Raw genomic sequence first — 20,312 nt, forward strand, 5'->3', positions numbered from 1 at the left:
CTCCCGCCAGGGTGTTGAAGACTTCTTTTTTCTTAGAACAGGAACTTGAGCGCGAACTCGAGCTGACGAGGAGCGCCTGCTGCATAAACACCCGTTCCGAGACCAACGCGGTAGGCCTCCTGGCTGGCGTAGGTCGTGCTGTTAATCGTACCGGTGGCTGCAGAGTTGATATTGCTCCCCAGGACTCCTAACTCGCGCACCGTACCGAGCGTTCCAGGAGCATCGAAGTTCGCAAAGTTCAGGATGTTGAAGGCATGCACGCTCGGTTGGATCGTTAGTGCCGCACCGAATTTGTAGTTATAAGAGAGGCCGAGATCCCAAATACGCAGGATATCGTTGCCTACCTGGTTCGCAGGCGCTGGAAGCAGCGTCTGCTGCACAGCACCTAGCGAAGCCAACTGGCTCGCAGTCAGAACACCAGAGTTGACCACAGCCTTGCCTGCTGGAGTCAACTGACCTGCGTTGGTTGAGTTATAGCTGTTGATAAGGTTGTTGATGTTGTGCGCATTGAACTGGCGCATAAAGGAGCCTACGTTGGCACCCGCCACGACGTCGCCCGTCGTTCCATCGCCATCCAGATCGCTGATGAAGATATCACCTGCTCCCTGGGTTGCCAGGCTAGGTGTAGTGGACAGGGAGGAGTAGAGGTGAGCAATCGAATCGATGCGCAGGTTTTTGAAGATCTCCAGTCCCAGGCTGCCTGAGAACTGTTGATGACGATCCAGCGAGTTCGATCCATAGAAAGCCGATGGATTGTCGTTGCTCAACGCCGTTGCGCCAAAGTCCTGATCTCCACCTGACGAGCGGCCGATATCCGCAGACGTCCCCGTACCGCTGAAGTGGCTGTAGGTGTAAGCGCCTGTCAGATCGATGGCCGTAATACCCCGAACCGGATTCTTGACGCGCTGAGTTACCGTCACTTCCAGGGCGTTGTACGTCGAACGTCCACCCGGGGTGAGGAAGCTCATCTGGCCGAAGCTGGCATTGTTGCCGCCAAAGGCGTATATCGAGTTAGGAACGCCGCCACCGGAGTTTTCAGAGTCGAGACCGTTCGCCGAGAAATCAGCGAGAGTAACCGAGCCTGGACCTGTGCCTCCGGAAGCTGGATGAAGACCGGGGCATCCCCCCGGGCTGAGAGCGCGCGCTACGCTGGTCGCATTGCACCCCGCCAGCGTAGCGGTTACAGCCGCCTGCGCGGCAGTCGCATTGTAATTACGCGCCGCGCCCACATGATTCTCATCGATTCCGATGAGAAAATGCTCACCAACATTCCGCAGGTAATCGACCGTAACCACGGTATTTTTGCTCAGCTGCCGTTGAATGCCGATATTCATCTGGTACGATTCCGGCGTCTTGTACTGGGGCAGGAACAGAGAGTCGCCGTTTACATTGGGGCCTACGGCCATGGCGTTAAGAATGTAGTTGCCATTCGCAGCCGCCCCAGCGGCCTTGACTAAACTCTGATAGGTGCTTTGCAGCTCAGCAATCTGAGCGGAATCGCTTCCGACCGGCGAACTGCAGATGCTCGCGATCGACGTGCCCGTCGGGGTTCCATCGACTGTAGTCAAAGGTGTCGTTCTGCCGGGAACAATAATACTGGCGCTAGGGCAAGCCGTAACATCCCCAAAAAACAATCCAGTAGCCAGACGTACGGGACGATCGAAGAGCACATTGTTCCAGACGTTGTTTTCGTAGTAGATGCCGGCTCCGGCACGAATCACCGTAGTACCCTTGCCGGTCAGGTCCCAGGAGATACCGGCTTGGGGTCCAAAGTTGCTATTCGGCTGATTCACTTTGTCGCCCAGGCCGGGAGCTATAGCATTGAGTTCAGGAATCGCTGGCAGATCGGAGTCCTGGCGGCCTGTGTCACGGATGTAGCGCACTCCATAGTTCAGATTCAAACGGGAGCTCACCTTCCACTGATCGCCAACATAGGCTGTGATGCGCCAGTCATGCTCACCGCCGCCCGGATACCCAAACTGCGGAATCTCGGTATCAAAGCCCTGGCCATTGCCGATGGTAATAGCGGCATTACCGCCGTTACCGGCAGGATTTAGATTGGGAATATAGTTCTGAGGATTAGCCGCACCACCCGCAAACGGACTATTGTTCGGGTCAAAAGAAGAGTAGTTCAGCGATACCTGCGGTTCCAAACCAAAGAAGGAAGCGAGACCGCCACCCAGCAGATGATTGACGCCTGCGCCATAGCGCAGAGTGTGGTTGCGCTTGGTCCAGCTGCCGTCATACTTGAACTGCTTGTTGGTTTGCACCGTCTGTTGAGGAGCCAGATCGTTGGTACCGCTCGAGAAAGCGCCGATCTCCAGGTTGATTCCAGGAGTGGAGTTGAAGGCGGGGTTCTGCGTAACCGAGGTTGCGTCGGTGATCTCGTTGAAGAACTTGAAGTAGCCCACGCGGAAGCTGTGGCTGAAGTTTCCCGTCAGGAAGTCGAGGCCGCCACCCACGTTGGGGACGTTGTTTTCGTTGAGGTAAGGCGAATAATTGTTGCCGCCGCCGAAACCGCCCGTGTCCTTGTTATTGAAGTAGACACCGCGAAGAAAAGCCTTCGCTCCATGGGGCAGGTTGAAATCAGTGCGGCCCAGAAGGTGCATCTCGGAATAAGGGGCAGCATAGGAGCTGGAGAGTGCGGCCAGCGGCGTTCCCGCAAGGCTGACAGGGGCCGCGAGATGCTGCGTATAGTTCTCCGCCGATATAAAGAAGAACGCCTTGTCCGGTACGATCGGACCGCCCAGACCACCTGAAACATCGTTCCGCTGAAGGTAGTTGTCCTGCCCTCCGGGGAAGTCCGCGCCGCCCGCCCGCTTGTCGCGGAAGAAGTAATCGCCTTCACCGTGAATCAGATTGGTACCGCTGCGGCTGACAATATCGACCGAGCCGGAAGAGGTAATGGAGGTCGTGATGTCCAGATTGGATTGTGCGACCTGAAACTCCTCGATGGCTGTCTGCGAGATGTTCTGTGTCGTGGTTCCGACGTTCTCGTCCGAGATGTCAAGGCCGTCAAGCTCCAGACGAGCCGAGCGACCGAAGCGTCCACCGAACGAGATCGATTCAAAGCCGTTCTTGGTGGGATCGAAGTTGGTGCCGTCCTGGATCTGTACGCCAGGCTGAAGCTGCGCCAGATCGAGGAAGTTACGTCCATTCACCGGCAGATTCTGAATTTGCTCCTGGGTCAGGATTCCGGAGATCTGGGTCTGCTGTGAGTCGACTGAAACCGCATTCCCCTGAACCTCTACCATCGTGGATGCCGAACCCACGACGAGTTTTAGATCGCCGTTAGCGGCTATACCTACCTGAACGGTAATCACCTTTGAAACTGTAGAGAATCCGGCAGCCTCTGCCGTGACCTTATACACCCCCGGGACGAGGGAGCCCGCAGAATAATAACCAGTCCCTGTCGCTGTAATCATCTTGCTCGAACCGGTAGCAGGTTGGAGCAGGGTCAACTTGACATTCGGGATACCCGCACCCTCAGGATCCGTAACCGTTCCCTGGATAGTACCGGTCGCATTGGTTACCTGGGCAAAGGATGGCGCCGCAACCAGAGCAAAGCTCAGGATTAGGAGCGCAAGCTGAAAAGACCAAAACTTGAATCGGAGCTCGGGATCGTAAAGGTTTCTCATAAAGTAGAGCAAAGCAATTCTCATGCCAACTCTGCAGAGAGCTGTGGAATTTCACGGGGCCAAATGTCATATTTTGTGCTTTTTTAATCAATATTTTGAAGAAATTATCCCTTGCTTCGAATTTCGCACACCTTGGCGACATGAGTCATGCCGATAAGGACAGACGACTACGTTAGATCGCTGCACCCTCATCCGATTTTTATCTCCGTTAGTTTGAAATTTGAAGACGAATCCCTATGTAATTCCGTAGTTCACGATGGACATCCTGCTTACGACCATTCGGCCCACGGCGCTCGCCAGCCTCGGAGCCTGACGCCCAACGCTATCGAATCACCCTGCCGCATGAGCTGGCCGCGGTCGTCGCCGAACAGATCTACCGTGCCCTGAGCATCCGGGCCGGGCATCCGCATCAGCACGGAGATTGAAGGCTGTTCCAGGAACAGCGATTCGCCGGGAAAGAGCGTTTCAGCCCGCTCTCTTGTCCCTGCATTAACATCATCCGCATGAGCACACTCTCCCGCCGCGACCTCTGTCAGAGTCTTTCCCTACTGGCGCTTCTCCCCACATTGAGCGCCCATACCCAGACCCCGCAAACCGCAGTCGAACCAGTGGCCGCCGCCGACTGCACAATGCTCACCCTCTGTGAGGTGATTCCCACGGTCCCTGGCAGCTCTACTCATCCGGGAATCACAGGCCATGGAATCCTTCACGGCCAGATCCCCGGTATCACGCACATCGAGGTCCACGAGACCAAGCTTGACCCCGGCAAGGCGCCGCATCCGCCGCATCGCCATCCGCACGCCGAACTGATGCTCATCCGCGAGGGCTCGCTCGAGTTCACCTCCGACGCTCCGCCCGTGACCATCACCGCCGGAGGCACGATCTACTGCGCCCCCAACCAGCTCCACGGCATCCACAATAATGGCAATACGCAGACCGTTTACTACGTCGTAGAGATCGGTGGCCAACAGCCCTGCACGAAATAGCGGCAGGGCCGGATAAACTGGAAGTTCATCGCGCTTCAGGTTTATCGCGCTTCAAGGAGATCCATGTTCAAGGCCAGTCGCCTCGAGTACCGCTTCCGTTTTCTGATTCACGCCTTGATCTTCACGCTGGCCTTCTGGGTGCCGTGGGTCGAGTGGATCCCGGGGCTCGACCTGACGCGCAAGACGACCTGGCTGGTCGCGTCGTCGTGGCTGTCCCTGCATGGCTGGATGAACTTTCAGGTCGCGACGATCGTCCTGCTGGTGGTCGCGCTGCTCTTTACCGGCCTCGGCGCGTGGCTGCGCACCTGGGGAGCCGCCTACGTGGGTGCAGGAGTTGTGGCGGCCCGCGCAATGCACGGCGCGGTCATGCTGACCGATGGGCCCTATCGCCGCACACGTAACCCGCTCTACCTGGGCACGCTGCTTCACACCATCGGTCTTGCGATCCTGATGCCCCCAAGCGGCGCGATCTTCGCGATCGTGCTGATCTGGGTCTTTCAGATTCGCCTGGCACTTGCTGAAGAGCCGTTTCTCGCGGCGCAATTCGGCCAGCCCTATCTCAACTACGCAGCGGCGGTCCCAAGGTTTCTGCCGTATCCCACTCCACGTGCAGAGGCTGCAGGAACCGCACCGCGCTGGGGACAGGCTGTACTGGGCGAACTGTACTTCATCGCTGTGTTTGCCGTGTTGGCCGTCCTGGGATGGAACTTCAATGGACAGTGGCTGCGTCAGGGCATTCTGATCTCGCTGGGGACGTGGCTGGTGGCGCGTGCGTTTATGCCGGCAGCGAAGGCCGAGACGGCAACAGCTTAGCAATCACCCGAAAGCAAAAGCGCCCCATTCTGCGACGATGAAACCGTCGCGCGGATGGGGCGCTTTTGGCTAAAGAAAAAACTACTTCTTGGGCGGAGCGATGGTGTCCTTCGCGACCTTGGCCACGCGGAACTTAACAACGGTCTTGGCCTTGATCTTGATGGCCTCGCCGGTCTGGGGGTTACGACCCACGCGGGCCTTGCGCTCAGCCTTCACCAGCTTGCCGATACCGGGGATGGTGAACTCGCCGTTCTTCTTCGTCTCCTTGACGGCAGTTTCTGCCAGCAGTTCGAGGAAGGCTGCGGTCTGCTTGTTCGTGAGCTCGAGCTTCTCTGCCAGCAGGCGGACAAGCTGTGTCTTTGTAATTCCCTTTGCCATGTTGTGTACTCCTTCGTTTCCGAATGATTGAGCATGGGCTTTCGCCCATTCCCCGCAGCTTGAATACGGACACTAATCGCCAGTGTTCATGCGGGTGCGGAGAAAACCGCGCCGAACATCACCTTCAACCTTCCTGAACTCTTTGTCAACGGGAAATATCGTGTTTCCACAAGTTTTTTATGGGTTTTTCCGATATTTCACGGTTTTTGTCCCTAAACAGGTACAAAACAGGCAAAATCGTCCATCAAAAGAGGGGTCTGGAGGGTTTGCGAACCGCCTCCGACGCCTCAAGAATCGCTCCATTCAGGGCATGCACCAGGGGTGCCGCGAGACGAAATCTCTGCACCGCTTCCTGCAGAAGTGCAGGATCGAGCGCGATCTCGGAAGGCAACGAAACCTGCACTCCCCAGTTCTTCGCACGCAGCAGTTCGTCCGCGGGATGGTCCGCGGGAAAGCCCTTGGGCATACGTGTCAGGGACGATGAATCGATCCCCGACATCGGCGGTTGGATCTTGCTTCCTGCGCTGCGGGCGCGCGGCTTGAGGATCGCAGCCTGCAGAGCGCGATACTCCTCATGGTGCTCCGCGAGCCAGCGGCGGATCGCCAGCAACTGCTCGCGCTCGGGCATGTAGACCCCAGCGGAGATATGAACCTCCTTGGGGCTGACGTGCAGATAGAAACCGCCGCCGGAGGTCTTCTCCATGCCGCGCCGCGCCCACCAGGCCGCGACCTGGCGTTTGTACGGACGCTTGTCGGAGCTGAAGCGCGTGTCGCGATAGATGCGCATCATCGTCTTGTTGGCCGGACGCACGTGCTCGGGCGCGAAGTCGTCCATTGCCTTGTTGATCTCGTCGATGAAGGCGAGCATCGGCTGTTTGAGCGCGCGATCGTAGATATCGCGCCGCGCTTCGAACCACTCGCGATCGTTGTAACGTGCGAGGCCGCGAAGGAATTTGAGGGTCTCGGGGGTGAAGTGTGCTGGCATGACGATCTGATGCTATATGACCTTGCAGCGAACCTAGTGTTAGCGAACCTGGTGTTGTAGTCTTACTGCGAGGATTCGCGAATGCTTTCTTCACGGCTCTCCACAAAAGTTCTACGCGTCGTGCCTGGACTGTGCGCCGCCATTATTCCTTGTGTCGGACTGATCGCAGGATCCTTAGTCACGCGGCATCATGCCAGCGCTCTGACGGTCATTCCTTTGTGCCTACTGGAAGTTGCCCTTCTAACAATCTCAATGCTGTGCGTTGTGCTCCTTCTGAAGCGTAGCCGCGGGGCGTCTCATTCCTAGAGCAAATCTCCTGTAGGTGTATAGCGATGAAGCTGCGCACCGCATGAGGGCAACAGAAAACCTGCAAAAGCCAGCGACGGCGGAGACCGAGGTCTCCGCCGTCGTTGAACCGTAGCGCGATCGGCCTATTTCGCCGGTTCAACAGCATTCGGATACAGCCCAGGAATCGGCGCGGACAACTGCTTCTCCAGCTCCGGATGCGGGAACGGCTTGCGCGGCATCATCTCGTCGCGCTGGCTGGTGTTCCAGAGAAAGATCGCCTCTACGATGGCAGCCTGTTCCAGATCAGCCTGATGCAGGCGGTCGTAGGTATCCATGTCCGAGTGGTGGGTGCGCGTCTCGTAGTCCAGGGGGTCCTGAATAAACTGGAAGCCTGGCAGGCCTACGGCGTCGAACGACAGGTGATCGGTGCCACCCGTATTGCGGTTGCTGATCGTCGTTACGCCAAGATCGTGCAGCGGAGCAATCCACTGCGCGAAGATCGGCGCAATCGCAAAGTTCTCCTGCGTGTATACGCCGCGTACCTTGCCGGTGCCGTTGTCGAGGTTGTAGTAGGCGTCCAGCGTCTCCCACTCTTTGGTCGTCTGCAGCGGGCCGCGATTGCGGCTCATGTAGCTGGGCGTGCCGGCGGGGTCAGGCGTAGCGGGGGCGGCGAAGGTGCCGAAGTGCTGCTTCACATAGCCCTGCGAGCCGAAGAGACCCTCTTCTTCTCCGGACCACAACGCGATCCTGATCGTCCGGCGCGGATGCAGGTCCAGCGCCTTCAGGATACGCACAGCCTCCATCGCGACGATGGAGCCTGCACCGTTGTCCGTCGCGCCCGTACCCGAAATCCAGCTATCGAGATGACCGCCGACCATGACGACCTGATCCTTGAGGTCGGAGCCGGGGATCTCGGCAACCGTGTCGAAGCCGTGCTCGTGGTCTCCGGTGAACTTCGTCTCGATATTGACCTCGACCGTCACAGGCACGTGTGCCTGCGCCATACGCGCGAGACGGTTGTAGTGCTCGATCATCATGACGGCGTTGGGAATCTTTACGGCGTTCTCCGCCGTCTGCGCGCCGCGGATGAGGTTCGCTCCGTTGTCGTCGAAGATGATGCCGGTGCCTCCGCCGTTGCCGCCATCGCGGCTGGGCGTGATGATGGCAGCGACACCTTCTTCAATCATCATCTTGAGGGCCCGCTGGCGAAGCGTCGTGAGACGTTGCCGCTCCGCCATCAGCGCCTGAATATTCACTGCGGGTGCGGCGTTCGCACGGCGGCTCTCGGCATTTTCCATGTCCTTGAGCTCTTCGTCGGTGTAGCGATGGAAGAGAGGCTCGGTGATATCGGGGGTGGAACGCATGGCTCCAAGCAGCACGATCTTGCCCGCCAGCGTGCCGTGCAGCTTGTCCAGCTCTTCCGCGTCGGCCAGCGGTACATAGACGACCTCACCGGTCACGGGGCCCTTGGTAGCGGGCGACCAGGGAGCGGCCTGCATCCAGAGGGGCTCGGGGTCGGGCGAGACCATGCGCGCCCAGGTGTTGATCTGCTGCCAGCCCATGCCGAACTCGCCCCAGTCTTCGAGGTGTGCGTTTTCGAGGCCGATCTTGCTCAAGGTATCGCGCGTCCACGCGTTGGCCTTAGCCATGTTCGGCGAGCCGGTGAGGCGCGGGCCGATGCCGTCGGCCAGGGCAGCGCCAAAATCCATCACCTTGCCATGCTGCAGGCCTTCGGCGCGGATGCGCGCGTACATCGTGAGATCCAGATTTTCGGTAGAAGGCTGGGGACCGTAGTAGGACGGGACGTTTTTAGATTCCGTCCTGGGCTCGGCGGGCTTTTTCTTGTCTGTGGCGTGGGCTGCGGCAGAGAGCAGCCCCACGAACAGGAGCGTGGTCGTGCTGCAGCGCAAAATGCGGCGGAAGGCGGGCATAGAAACTCCTTGGAGGGTGGTGCCAATGGTAGATGTGGAGAATACGCCTGGCTGGCGAGGATAGTTTCGCCGATGGGGCAATTGGTCGGAAGATCCTCAAATTGTCATCTCGACCGAAGTGCGGGTCCCCGGGTGAACGCGTTTTTTCGTTGGGGTGCGCACATGATGACTTTATCGTGGCTATCCAGCCCGCCTTGTGGTGGGCGATTCCATGAACACAAAGGAAGCCCAGAGGCTCAAACGGCCACGGATCTAAGCCCCAAAGGGGCGGCCCAAAGACGCGCCTCCTGTCGAGAGGACAAAGTATAGGAGGCTAGCTGCGCTGGGACTTCCGCGCCATGCGCCGGGCCCACTGTACGCCCAGATAGCTCAGAGCCAGCGCCATGACCACGACACCCACCGGAAAACCGGCGCGGCGATAGGCGATCGCGAAGTCCACCGGGTGATGTGTCACGGACATATAGACCAGCAACACGAGGATCGCGCAGAAGGTCGTCGCGAAGAACGCGGCGAAACCTGTCGCCAGTCCCATGAGCAGCGATTGGAACCAGCCGAGATCGCCCAGTGGGATTCCCAGCAACACACCGTCGCGCCTTGCGCGTTCTACATCGTTTGCAGTCGCCATACTCAGCTAGAATAAGCTAATGGCTGAGACTCTGCAGAGCGGCGCTGTACGTACGCCGCAACTGGTACGCGCGGCACAGGTTGCGCGCGAGGCGGAAGTTCGCCAATCGGCCAACGGCGTGGCCTTTGCCACCTATGGTGAAACCGGCGTTGACGCCCCCGACCTCGACCGCATGCTGGAGACGGTGCCTGCGGCCATCGTCGCCTCCCTCAAGAGCAATACCTATTACTTTGTGCCGCTGGCGCTGCGCGAGAATCCCGAGACCGGCGAGAGCACCGAAGCGGACGCCAATGCAAAGACCAGCACCCCTGCCAACGAGCCGACCATGGTGGCCGGAGAGTATACCGACGCCTTCAGCGATGCCGCTATCTGCCATCGCAACGTAGAGCTGGGCAGCGGCAACCGCGGCGTGTTCATCTCGACGCGGCTGCTGGGCGACCGCTTCGCGCTGAGCTTCGAGTTCTTCATCAACGTCGCGCATGCGTTCGTCGACCAGGCGGGCGTGCCCGCTTCGTTTGCCGACCTCGTGTGGAAGCAGGCCCTCGACAATGTGCGTGGCGAGACCAGCCTCGATGCCTGGGAGTCGCGGAACCTTGCCTTCGGCCGCCCTGCAAACGCAGAGCCCGAACCTGCAGCCTCGCTTTCGCGGCGCGGGCTTGGACTAGTCACGAAACCGCGTACATTCAGCGGAGCCTCTTCGAGTACGCCGGCAACATCGGCCACCATCAACGAGAAAGAGCGCGGACTGTATATCGATTCGGCGTTCTCGGATGCCGTTGCGCTGTACCTGCTGTCGCTGGCGCTGGACTTCGACTACAGCGAGTTGCGTGAGCGCGAGTACCCGCTGCTAGCTCCAGCTGCGCTGGCGGCGCGGCTGCGGCTCGTAGCCGATTTATTTCCGCCGAACCAGGGGTATGAGTTTGCGGTAAAGTATCGGCGCCGGGCGTAGCGATTCACAGCGATCTATCGGCAAACGGACTTGAAAGGAAAACGGACTGCACCTTCGTGCAGTCCGTTTTTGCTTTTGCTTTTCTGGTTGTCATTCCGAGCGCAGCGAGTGAACCTGCTGTCTCCCGTTCTTTGCTTACATCACCCAGAAAGCGTGGGCGACAGCCGAAAAACATGGTTTGCGCCGACAGCGGTTAAAAACGGGAGGAAGCAGGTTCGCTCGCTGCGCTCGGAATGACAACTAGAAAAACAAAGGCCTCAAAACTTCCGCAACGGACGCAAAGGCGGCGTGGGCCAACGCTGCGAGCGCATCAACTCGCGCACCTGCTGCTCCCGCTGGACTGCCGGAGGATGCGAGCGGAAGTAGCCAGCGACGGTCTGCAACGAGATCTGAGCGGCCTCATCGACCGGAGTAGCCGGCTTATCGTCAGACGAATTGGCTTGCTGCTCCAGCTTCTCGAACTCGCCCAGCAGTTGCAGAATCCCCAGCGGAGAGTAGCCTGCCTTAACCGCAAGCGTGGTGCCATCACGATCGGCCTCCAGCTCCTGCTCCTTGCTGTAGCCCGCGAGAAAGACCTCCACAGGTAGCCCTACAACAGCGCCGAGCGTTCCCAGTTCGCGCAGGTGCGCCTCTGTCTGCATGCGCTCCGCGCAGTGCCGCAGGTCGATGTGTTCCACCTCGTGACCAAGCACCGCGGCGAGCGCGTCCTCGCTCTTCATGAGAGCGATCACTCCCTGGCCCACGAAGACATGTCCGCCGGGAAGCGCGAAGGCGTTCACGAAGGCAGGGTCGGGGATGTAGTGAAACTTCCAGGGCAGCTTACGCCGCGCTCCTGCAGCAGTGCGCTCGCCAACGGTCTGAAGATAAGCTTCGATGGCGCGATTTTTCGTCGCATCTGCCGGAGACGAAAGCCAGCGTTCTGCATACTCGCTCGCGAGTTCGTCGCCGAGCGCGATCTCGTCGGCATCGGACATTGGATCGAAGTGCGTGGGAACCCGCGTCGCCTCATGCTGCGCATCCGCCGCAGCCGAGAGGATGCCCTGCGCCGAAGGCCGTGCAGCGATGCGCTGCCACTGCACAGCCACGATGGCGAAGATGCCCGCGATCACAATAAGGGAAAGAGGAAGCCAGCGTCTCATAGGAACTTGAGGATCGTCTCCCGGTAACGTGAGTAGAGGAACGAGACCAGCAGCAACGCGAGGCCCATGACGATGAGCGTGAGGATGCGGTCGTTCGTCGAGGCGTGCCAGATGTCGTAGAGAATAACCTTGCCTACGCCGAGCAGCAACAATCCGAGCCCCGCGAGCCGGTAGCTGCGTTCGCCCACCGTGAGCGCGAAGAGGAAGGTAATCAAGCCGAGTACAACCCAGCCCGTGGTGATCATGCCGGCGTGCAGTTGGATAAAGAGCAACACCGCAATCAACGCAAGCGGCACAAAGAAGAACGGCTGCTCAGGACGAAAGAGCGTGTACCTGCGCCAACCGGACTTCGCATCGACAGCCTGCAGCGCAAACTGCGCACGAATGCGAAAGGCTATCGGCAAAGCGAGCAACATCAGCACGCAGATAACGCTGACACAGAAGACGCGCGAGCTTGTGAACGCCGTGGCCAGCGGTGCCGGTGAGAAGAGATGGAACATCGACGCCCGGATCGCAGCAGCCAGCAGCAGTACAAGAGACTGCGCGACGAAGAGCGTACGCTTCAGCCACCAACCGAGAGCGAGGAGCACCAACGCGAAGAGCGCCCAGGCGACGCCAACCCAATCCGGCCGCACCTCGAAGTAGAGCAGAGCCGTCGCGGCGATCGTCCCGAGCCACGCGGCGATCATGCCCGCATTCTTCTCGAAACTCGAAACTCGCATCTCGGCACTCGACGGTTCTCCCTGCAATCGCTGATAGACCCAGAAATAGGCGGCGATCAGCGGCAGCACGGTGTAAAGACGTGGGCTGAGCGTGTGCGATGCATCGCCAACGTTGAGGTTAGAGAACCAGATCCGCACGAAGCTCGCCGCCAACAACGCGTAGCCCTGGTGACGGAAGTAGCTGCGCCGCAGCATTGTGCCAAGCTCAAACAGCAACAGCCCGAAGACTCCCCAGGCGACGGCAACCGCGACAGGCTCGAGCTCATACCAGAGCAGTGTGCCGAATAGCGCTGCCGCAGCCCATGAGTAAGCCGGAGCAATGTAGTCACGAGCAAACCCAAGCGCGCGTGTCTTGCGGAGCATGCCCAGGTAGAGCAGAATGCCGCTGAGCGTTACGGTGATGGCACGCAGCGAGAGCCCATGCCAATGATCCGTAAGAGAGAAATTGAGGATGGCCGCACGAATGATCGCAACCACAGCCAGCGCATCGGCCTGCGTAGCGAGGTCGCGCGAGGAAAGCCTGTCCGCAAACCAGGCCAGTGCAAGCACGGCGAGCAGCCACACAACGATCGTCCATGTGCCGGGGAAGCACACCCACAGCCCAGCGGTTGCGGCAATCAAGGCCAGGTACGAAGTAACTCTCAGGCCAACGCGGTCCAGCTCATTCTCTGCAATGTAGCTCCAGCGCCGCGTGCAGAACTCCGCGTTGAGCCAGAACAAGACGGCAGCACAGAAGAGAGTAATCGCGAGGTGCAGATGATGCGTTGAATCGACATTGGTCTGGCGGTAGAGAAAGACGGAGGAGACGCCGGTAATCAGCAGTTGCCACGTTGTCGCAAAGCCTGCGAGCACACCCAGCCGCCGGAAGACGACCTCCTTCATACGCACGCCGGCGATAAAGAGAACTTCGGCTTCGAGCAGCCAGAGCAACGTCCAGTGCGATCCGCTGAAGCGGAAGGGAATTGAGGCAAGCAGGAACGCAGAAGCCAGGGTCGAGAGCACGATGAAGGAGCCGCGCCACTTGCGCCGCCCCAGGAAGGCGAGCGCGAACTCGACGATACCGAGGATCAGTAGTCCTCGGAACGCCCACTCCGGATGCGACGACTGGTACTTCAACAGCGACAGCAGACCAGCGGAGTTGAGGATGGCCGTGAACGAAGAGACCATCTCCTGGTTGCGCGTCTTCGGCACGCGCAGCACGTAGAACAGCCGGAAGAGAAGCCAGTAAAACAGCAGGAGCGCCGCACTCGGGATGAACTCGGGGAACGGATGGCCGGGCTGGCCGCCATCTGGAAGCACGCGATGCAGCCACAGAAAATGATTGAGGTAGACGCCCACAAGGCCCGCGAGACCGAGCTCGAACCAGTATTCACGCGCCGCGACATAGACAAGCCCCAGAGCCAGCAGCGCGCCAGCAACCAGGCTGAACATCGTGACGTGGCTGATGCCCACGGTGACGAACGCCAGCAGAAATGCGAGGCTGGTAACTACTTGCGACTTGTACTTGAGCGAGTGCGCCACCATCGCCGCGGTAACGATCAGCATCAGGACAAGGTCGATGCCTTGCGAGGACAACACCTGCATCGCCTCCACGTGATACAGCGCGAAGGTAACGAAGAAGGTCAGCGCCCAGCCGCCGCCGATCAGTGCGCGCGCGAAGATGCGGTACTGCTGCTTGCGCTCCAGCAGTACTCCTCCACCCAAAATGGCTAGGCTAAGTACGACCCCAATAGCACTCTTGCCCGCAGGCCCGATCGTACGCAGCAGAAGGCCGAGACCGCCCGCGAGACCTATGACCAAAATGACGATGCCGAGCTTGTTCAGCCAGTTCTGTCCCAGCCGTTCTTCGATGGAGACGTGCCGTTTCGTCGCCGCTGGAGGGAGCGTTGTGTGGAGATCTGGGGGAGATGGCAGATCCGGTGAGGCGTTGCCTGCGGATGCGCTCGAGGGGGTATCGGAAGGCTTTTCTAGAAAAGAGGCAGAAGAAAAATGTGGTGCAAACGAGGCCTGATCGCCGGAAGCATCTTCTTTCGCTAAGAGCACAGGTTCGGGGGCTGCCCCGAATGGCGTCGAAGAGATGTCATCTCTGTTGTCTGTGACGGGAGGTGTTAAAGGAGCGAGGTCTTCCTTCGGCTGGACAACCGATGCAGGAAAGGGTCCTCCACGTACGACAGGCGCAGCCGTTTGCGGCGCGACAGAGCTCTGTTGTGCTGCAGCAGCCTGCTCCAGCGCAGTCACACGCTGATGCAGACGACCGATCAGGTCGCTGTGCTGTTCGAGCTTCTTACGGTTAGCGGTTTGCCCCCGGAGCTTTACAAAGAGCCACAGCACCGCGATCACGAGTACAACAATGACAAAGGAGTCCATAGGCAATTGCTGATGAGTATTCCACGAATGCCGTCGGTTTTGTTTGTCGCTGTCCGTCCAAGGGGAGCGATTATTCTGTGGCAGTTATGTCGATCCATGCCCTGCGCACTGGATCTTCGATTGCCGCTCCTGCAGAAGAGCTTAGCTCTTGGTTTTCTCGTAGACGTGCTTGTTGTCTACGATGCCCGCTTTAAAGATCTTCCGAATTCCCTGTCGCAGTGCGATATCACCCTGTAGAACGAGATCCCGGACGGGTTGTTCCGGCCTGCCACGGAAAGAAGTCACATGGAAGTACTCGTGATCTTCAAGTGGCTTGGCAGAGAAGTAGTAATTCGATACACAGCAGCGTGAACGATCTACAGTTACCTCGCTTACCGAGTGCCAGGATTTTTCATGAGTGGCCATCAAGGCCAGGCGATTGAAGTGGCTGGTGATCTCCCGCTGCGGGGCCTTCGGTCCCTCGTCCCAGAGTTCGAGATTGCCACCCTGCTCATGACTCCAATCGGGTGTCACGTAGTAGAGCAGGTTGAGAACACGGTACCGCTCACGATCCTTATCGTGGGAGTTATCAAGATGGGGATTCAGGAAGTTGCCCTGTGCCATCAAGCTGATTCCGCCCGCATAAAGCCGGTCGTCTGGAACCATCTCCTGGATTCCTGTAATTTGAGCTACAAGGTCGAGAACGCCAGGATCCTGAAACGCATAAACGATCTCTTCCAGGATGGGATTGTACTGGTTCATCTGCGCGGCAACGTGCTTGTTTTCGCGCAAGCTCTTCTTCAACGTCATCGTGCTCTTGTCGGGAAAGGCATGAAAGATTTCGAGCGCCAGTTCTTCCGGTAGAAGATTGTCGATGAAGGAACTCTGAACCGTGTACTTCGGAAATTCGCTGCGCATACGATCAGCCTCCGCTCCGAGTCTGGCTTGTATCAAGGCTGCGTATTCTTTACGATTCCTTACCTATTCTATAGTATTTGTCTCATGGCGGCTTCCGGAATTGGACTGGCTCTTTGGAGGCCTGCAAAAGCTGATCCGCCGGGCGCATCAAGATCGATACTACGATCATACCTCCTCAAACTTGAAAGTGAGAAACGCCCCCCTAGAGGATGACGGTGGGATTCGACTCAGGCGATATGTAAGCTTTTCAGGGCGTCGCGGAGATGTTTTACCTTCGACTCGGTCTTCAGTTTGCTCATCATCCCACAGGAAAGCCCAAGGATGGCTCTCATAGACTTTTACAGATGCAGGCTGGGGCATTCCACCTGGGGAAGCGGCGGCGAACCGTAGTTGTGGTTCTCGCTCCAGACCATCAGGCGATCTCCTGCGGCAGGAATACCGATCCATTGATCAGCCTTAACCTTGACCGTGCCGCAAACCAGTTCCTGCAGTAGTAGTCCTTTGACATACTCCACGGTGGCGTGGGCTCCCGGTGGATGTCCCAAAGGTGTACCAGCGTACTTCCAGTGCATCGTCGAGCCCAGAGAGAGACTCCGCACTTGTATCGACTTTGAACCGGCATCGATCTCATCCGGCTGACCGTCTGCAAAGAGCGTGAGATACGCTCCCGCAGGTAACAGTGCGCCATAGGCCTTCCATTCGATGTCCTCAGAGAGCATGACCTTTGCCTCGACAAGGGGCACATCTTTCTCGTTGTTCGTCGTCAGCTCAAGATGGCTTCCGGCCGGAATCGTAAGGGTTGGGAACACACGGTTGGAGGAAAGATTGCATTCCAACAACTGACCGTTGGGGCCCAGTCTCACGCCCATCGCGCAGGGCCAATGCTAGCGTACGACTTTGACGTCAATCGAACAGCTATTAACGTCTCAGGGATACTGCTCAATGTAAAGTTACTTGCTGATGCAGAAGGTGGAGAAGATACGTCCCAGGATGCCATCCGTCGTCGTCGCGCCGGTAAGGGAATCAAGCGGCCGCAGGGCTCCGCGGCTGGAGAAGCTGGGCCTGATGCGGAAGTCTGTGCTGGCCCTGATGATGCTGGCTACCGTTGCCGGACCACTCCTCTTTGGTGCGCGCTATGGGGAGGTGAGGGCCCAGCAAACGCTGACCGAAGACTGGCAGAAGGCTGCGGGTGGAAAGATGGAGTTTGAAGTGGCTTCGGTGAGGTTGAACCCGGGGCAGGGTGCGCCGTCGAATTTTCGTTTGAGCCCGGATGATGCCTACGCGCCCACGGGAGGGCTGCTGACTGCGGATGCTCCGTTGCCGACCTACATCTTCTTCGCGTACAAGATCATGCCCACGCGTGAACAGTTTCAGGCGCTCTTTGGGCAGCTTCCGAAGTGGGTACAGACGGACAATTATGAGATCCATGCGCGAGCCGCTACGAAGAATCCGACGAAAGACCAGATGCGCCTGATGATGCAGTCCCTGCTGAAGGAGCGGTTTGGTCTGGTGGCACATCTTGAGACGCAGGAGACTCCGGTGCTGGAGATGACCTTGCTCAAGCCCGGAACCCTGGGGCCGCAATTGCATCGGCATGAAGATGGGCCAGCTTGCGATGCCAAGGTCGCAACGGTTCATGGAGCGGAGCTGAAAGAGACGGAAGTCTTTCCAGCGCAATGTGGTGGAGTCGAGGCAGAGAACAGACCAGACCACACGATTCTGATGGGATCGCGAGACACGACGATGGAGATGATCGCCAAGGCCTTTCAAATTGGCAGGCTGGGCCGCCCAATCATGGATGCGACCGGATTAACCGGGAAGTATGACTTCACCCTGAAGTGGACGCCGGCCCATGGCGATTTCGGACAGAGGCCTCAGCCGGGATCCCCAGACGAACCTGCGTCTGATTCTCAGGGAACGACCTTTCAGGAAGCGGTGAAGGAGCAGCTTGGATTGAAGCTGAAGCCGGGGAAAGCTCCGCTGAAGGTGCTAGTGATCGATCATGTGGAGCGGCCTTCGATGGATTAGCTATCTCGCGTAAAGTAGTTTCTACTTGCCGATGCAGAAGGTCGAGAAGACATGAATCGCCTTTATTCATAATAGTAAGATAAAAGCGGCTCGCGCTGGAGACATACCGGAGACATAAGATGCCTTTGCATTTCCGCTTAACAATTTGTAGGCATCGATTGCAAACATATTTGCGCACGGCTCTCCGGTTGGATCACTCCGAGGCACAAAGCAGTTGGGGGTTTCACAATTCGGCACTTGAACTTGACCGGAAATCTGGCGCAGGTTCAGTTGTCCGGCCTCGCCGCTCCCTGAGAGGCGTAAACCGATTTTTGTCTTTCGATTAGCCTCTAATCTTAGGAAAGAGGCGCAGAGTTTGCCCAAACCGGCTACGAGTCGTTCAAAGCACTACATCGAGGCCTAGCTCCTGTCGCCACGCTACATGACACGCCTCGATGAAATTGCCGACGTTCGGGCTTAGCTTGGATACTCTAAAAACTTAATTGGACTCAAACATATTAAGCTTGGTGACAACAATTCAGCGTGCAGAAAAGAGAGATTCAGTGGAACGGCTTCGTTACTCTGTCAGTTTGGTGAATCAAGGAAAACATCGCTTTTACACGCTCACCATGCCGAGCGACGTACTCGCGGAAACTTGTTTTGTATCTAGTCGTGACGAAGACCCGAAGGCTGGCTTTCAGAGGCATCTCGACGCTGACCGAGCACAAGCGATCGCGGAATATATCGATAGTGGACACGGAACCATCCCCACGTCCATCATCCTGTCCGCCCAGCCCCAGGCAGAACTCAAGGACGTAGGGAAGGGCAAGACGATCGAAATCGTGAAAAGTCCAAAAGCGTTTCTCATTCTCGATGGGCAACACCGCGTGTATGGGTTTTCAAAAGCAAAAACCAAGATCTTGCGAATTCCAGTCGTGATTTACAACGACCTTTCGCGCAAAGATGAATCGCGGCTGTTCATTGACATCAACACAAAACAGCGGCCTGTGCCTAATGAACTGTTGCTCGACATTAAAAAATTAGCCGAATACGAGACCGACAACGAGCAAATTCTCGGGGAAGTTTTTGATCTTTTTCAGGACAGCCCCGCAAGCCCACTAATGGGCCTAATGAGCCCTGCGGCGAAGGCGAGCGGGAAAATCTCACGCGTGACCTTCAACGCGGCGTTAAAGCCACATCTAGCTATCTTCTCTAGTCTTTCGTCAGAGGAGAGTTTCGAGGCCCTCGCCGCGTACCTGTCTGCGTTGATTGAGAGTGGCAAACAGCTAAAGGTTTTAGATCACATCACAAAACCTCAGGTATTTCGTGCCGTCATCTTCTTATTTGGGGATGTTGCTCAAAAGGTCCAGGATCGACATGGGAAGGATTACAGCGCAGCAAACTTTAACGAAATCCTTAGGCCAATGTTTCAACGCCTGAAAAATAGCCTTTGGAATGACACGACTTCATATGTGAAGCTTCATGCGCAAATGGCTGACGCCCTGAAGACGACTTTCACTCTCTAATATGTCACTCGTATCAGATGCCATTCGGCAACTATGGCTCCCGCGAATTCAGACCGTCGTAGGCAGGCCCCTTAAGGGCTTTGGCCCCTTCGTGCTTGATCAGAAATACCAGATTCACGTAGCCCCCACAAATAAAAGCGCCGAACTGGTTTACGCGGATGAAATGGTGGTATTAAAGGCCTTCGCTTTCGACACCACCCGATTTGCAACGGCGGCAATCGAGTCCATGGCAGACGAGCCCGCGCATGCGGCTCTTCCAAAATCTACTGCTTGGCTACTCATCCGCAGCTATTACGCGGCGTTTTTTGCCGCTCACGCAATCGCCCGAATGCTGGGCGTGAGCTACACACGGTTTGAGCCCAAGCACTGCAAAGCTATCGGGAAGATCGCAAACTTGTTCGCGGAGAGTGTCGGCAATCCATTACCGCCGCAGCTGTCGGGCGGTCTCTACAGGTGTGAGGTTTCTCGGAACAAGAAAGCCGTGACCTGCAGCCTTTTAGGCGATAGCGGCGGTGGCTCACATGAGATTTTTTGGGAAAGCTTTCAGGCTTTGCTAAGAGGCGTTGCAAACGATTTGCTCACATCAAACATTGGTCTGCCGGAGAACAATCAGATGGCATCTCAAGCTATCGACGTTCTCTGCGACGTGATGAACATTCGCGGGAAACAGGGCGCATGGCTGTCAGTTGTGCGTAATGAGATCAACTATCAACAAGCCTGGGGTTGCTGGTACCCCTATAACCATCAACTGGAAAAAAGTGCGTTCACAGTCGCCCGAGCCAATAAGTGGCTCGATGATTTGCCCAATATTGGGTTGGCGGTCGGGAATGCTGAAGTCCAACGCTTTCAGGGGGCGACCTCGTTTCTTGTGAGCCTGTGCCGGGAGATGGCAGTCGACATGGCGTCTCGCGCTCCATCAAGAGGAAGCAGTTTTCACAGCGTCGGTGTTCTCGCGATTCTCAAACTTTTAGAGTGATGCCTCGCCCGTCCCTAGTCCACGGCCAGCCAGGTAGGATGAAGTTGCAACAATAACGGCTTCGGTATCCGTTACTCCGTGAAAG

At 57.7% G+C, this 20,312-nt stretch carries 16 protein-coding genes; 7 read left to right on the plus strand and 9 right to left on the minus strand.

Annotated features, from left to right (window positions below; genetic code table 11):
• Positions 1-32: 32 nt before the first annotated feature.
• Positions 33-3,662: a TonB-dependent receptor gene (locus HDF15_RS16420; RefSeq protein ID WP_184257444.1), complete on the minus strand. Its 3,630-nt coding sequence runs from the start codon at positions 3,660-3,662 to the stop codon at positions 33-35.
• Between the two features lie 311 nt (positions 3,663-3,973).
• Here HDF15_RS16420 and HDF15_RS16425 point away from each other — a divergent pair, with 311 nt between their 5' ends.
• The 3 genes from HDF15_RS16425 to HDF15_RS16435 all read left to right on the plus strand — a co-directional run bounded on the left by HDF15_RS16425 (position 3,974) and on the right by HDF15_RS16435 (position 5,437).
• Positions 3,974-4,063, plus strand: coding sequence for a hypothetical protein (locus HDF15_RS16425; protein ID WP_409254882.1), 90 nt, complete (start codon positions 3,974-3,976; stop codon positions 4,061-4,063).
• A gap of 78 nt (positions 4,064-4,141) precedes the next feature.
• Complete coding sequence (locus HDF15_RS16430) at positions 4,142-4,624, plus strand: cupin domain-containing protein (RefSeq protein ID WP_184257446.1); 483 nt, start codon at positions 4,142-4,144, stop codon at positions 4,622-4,624.
• A 63-nt stretch (positions 4,625-4,687) separates the two neighbouring features.
• Positions 4,688-5,437 carry an isoprenylcysteine carboxylmethyltransferase family protein gene (locus HDF15_RS16435; RefSeq protein WP_184257448.1) on the plus strand — a complete coding sequence of 250 codons (750 nt, stop codon included), beginning with the start codon at positions 4,688-4,690 and terminating at the stop codon, positions 5,435-5,437.
• 81 nt (positions 5,438-5,518) lie between these two features.
• Here the strand turns inward: HDF15_RS16435 and HDF15_RS16440 are convergent, their stop codons facing one another.
• The 4 genes from HDF15_RS16440 to HDF15_RS16455 all read right to left on the minus strand — a co-directional run bounded on the left by HDF15_RS16440 (position 5,519) and on the right by HDF15_RS16455 (position 9,644).
• Positions 5,519-5,815, minus strand: coding sequence for an HU family DNA-binding protein (locus HDF15_RS16440; RefSeq protein WP_014268012.1), 297 nt, complete (start codon positions 5,813-5,815; stop codon positions 5,519-5,521).
• A 244-nt stretch (positions 5,816-6,059) separates the two neighbouring features.
• The gene (locus HDF15_RS16445) at positions 6,060-6,800 is read right to left on the minus strand and encodes a DUF2461 domain-containing protein (protein ID WP_184257450.1); all 741 of its coding nucleotides are present in this window, start codon (positions 6,798-6,800) and stop codon (positions 6,060-6,062) included.
• A 431-nt stretch (positions 6,801-7,231) separates the two neighbouring features.
• Complete coding sequence (locus HDF15_RS16450) at positions 7,232-9,019, minus strand: M20/M25/M40 family metallo-hydrolase (protein ID WP_184257452.1); 1,788 nt, start codon at positions 9,017-9,019, stop codon at positions 7,232-7,234.
• A 313-nt stretch (positions 9,020-9,332) separates the two neighbouring features.
• Positions 9,333-9,644, minus strand: a complete 312-nt coding sequence (locus tag HDF15_RS16455; protein ID WP_184257454.1) for a hypothetical protein — start codon at positions 9,642-9,644, stop codon at positions 9,333-9,335.
• A 19-nt stretch (positions 9,645-9,663) separates the two neighbouring features.
• Between HDF15_RS16455 and HDF15_RS16460 the strand changes: the two genes are divergently transcribed.
• Positions 9,664-10,593: a hypothetical protein gene (locus HDF15_RS16460; protein ID WP_184257456.1), complete on the plus strand. Its 930-nt coding sequence runs from the start codon at positions 9,664-9,666 to the stop codon at positions 10,591-10,593.
• 257 nt (positions 10,594-10,850) lie between these two features.
• Here the strand turns inward: HDF15_RS16460 and HDF15_RS16465 are convergent, their stop codons facing one another.
• The 4 genes from HDF15_RS16465 to HDF15_RS16480 all read right to left on the minus strand — a co-directional run bounded on the left by HDF15_RS16465 (position 10,851) and on the right by HDF15_RS16480 (position 16,587).
• Positions 10,851-11,732, minus strand: coding sequence for a M48 family metallopeptidase (locus tag HDF15_RS16465; RefSeq protein WP_184257458.1), 882 nt, complete (start codon positions 11,730-11,732; stop codon positions 10,851-10,853).
• A complete protein-coding gene (locus HDF15_RS16470; RefSeq protein WP_184257460.1) occupies positions 11,729-14,821 on the minus strand; it encodes a DUF2339 domain-containing protein in 3,093 nt (1,030 codons plus the stop codon). Before HDF15_RS16470 ends, HDF15_RS16465 begins: the two co-directional genes overlap by 4 nt.
• A gap of 141 nt (positions 14,822-14,962) precedes the next feature.
• Positions 14,963-15,718 (minus strand): 2OG-Fe(II) oxygenase, encoded by a 756-nt coding sequence (locus HDF15_RS16475; RefSeq protein WP_184257462.1) that lies wholly within the window; start codon positions 15,716-15,718, stop codon positions 14,963-14,965.
• 338 nt (positions 15,719-16,056) lie between these two features.
• Positions 16,057-16,587, minus strand: a complete 531-nt coding sequence (locus tag HDF15_RS16480; RefSeq protein WP_184257464.1) for a hypothetical protein — start codon at positions 16,585-16,587, stop codon at positions 16,057-16,059.
• 121 nt (positions 16,588-16,708) lie between these two features.
• Here HDF15_RS16480 and HDF15_RS16485 point away from each other — a divergent pair, with 121 nt between their 5' ends.
• The 3 genes from HDF15_RS16485 (at position 16,709) to HDF15_RS16495 (ending at position 20,227) form a co-directional block, all read left to right on the plus strand.
• On the plus strand, positions 16,709-17,746 hold the full coding sequence (locus HDF15_RS16485; protein WP_184257466.1) for a TIGR03435 family protein: 1,038 nt from the start codon (positions 16,709-16,711) through the stop codon (positions 17,744-17,746).
• Between the two features lie 542 nt (positions 17,747-18,288).
• Entirely contained in the window at positions 18,289-19,251 is a 963-nt protein-coding gene (locus HDF15_RS16490) for a DGQHR domain-containing protein (protein ID WP_184257468.1), read from the plus strand.
• 91 nt (positions 19,252-19,342) lie between these two features.
• Entirely contained in the window at positions 19,343-20,227 is an 885-nt protein-coding gene (locus tag HDF15_RS16495; RefSeq protein ID WP_184257470.1) for a hypothetical protein, read from the plus strand.
• The last annotated feature ends 85 nt before the right edge of the window (positions 20,228-20,312 follow it).

Origin of the sequence: Granulicella mallensis (assembly GCF_014203225.1) — a bacterium.
Classification (GTDB): domain Bacteria; phylum Acidobacteriota; class Terriglobia; order Terriglobales; family Acidobacteriaceae; genus Granulicella; species Granulicella mallensis_A.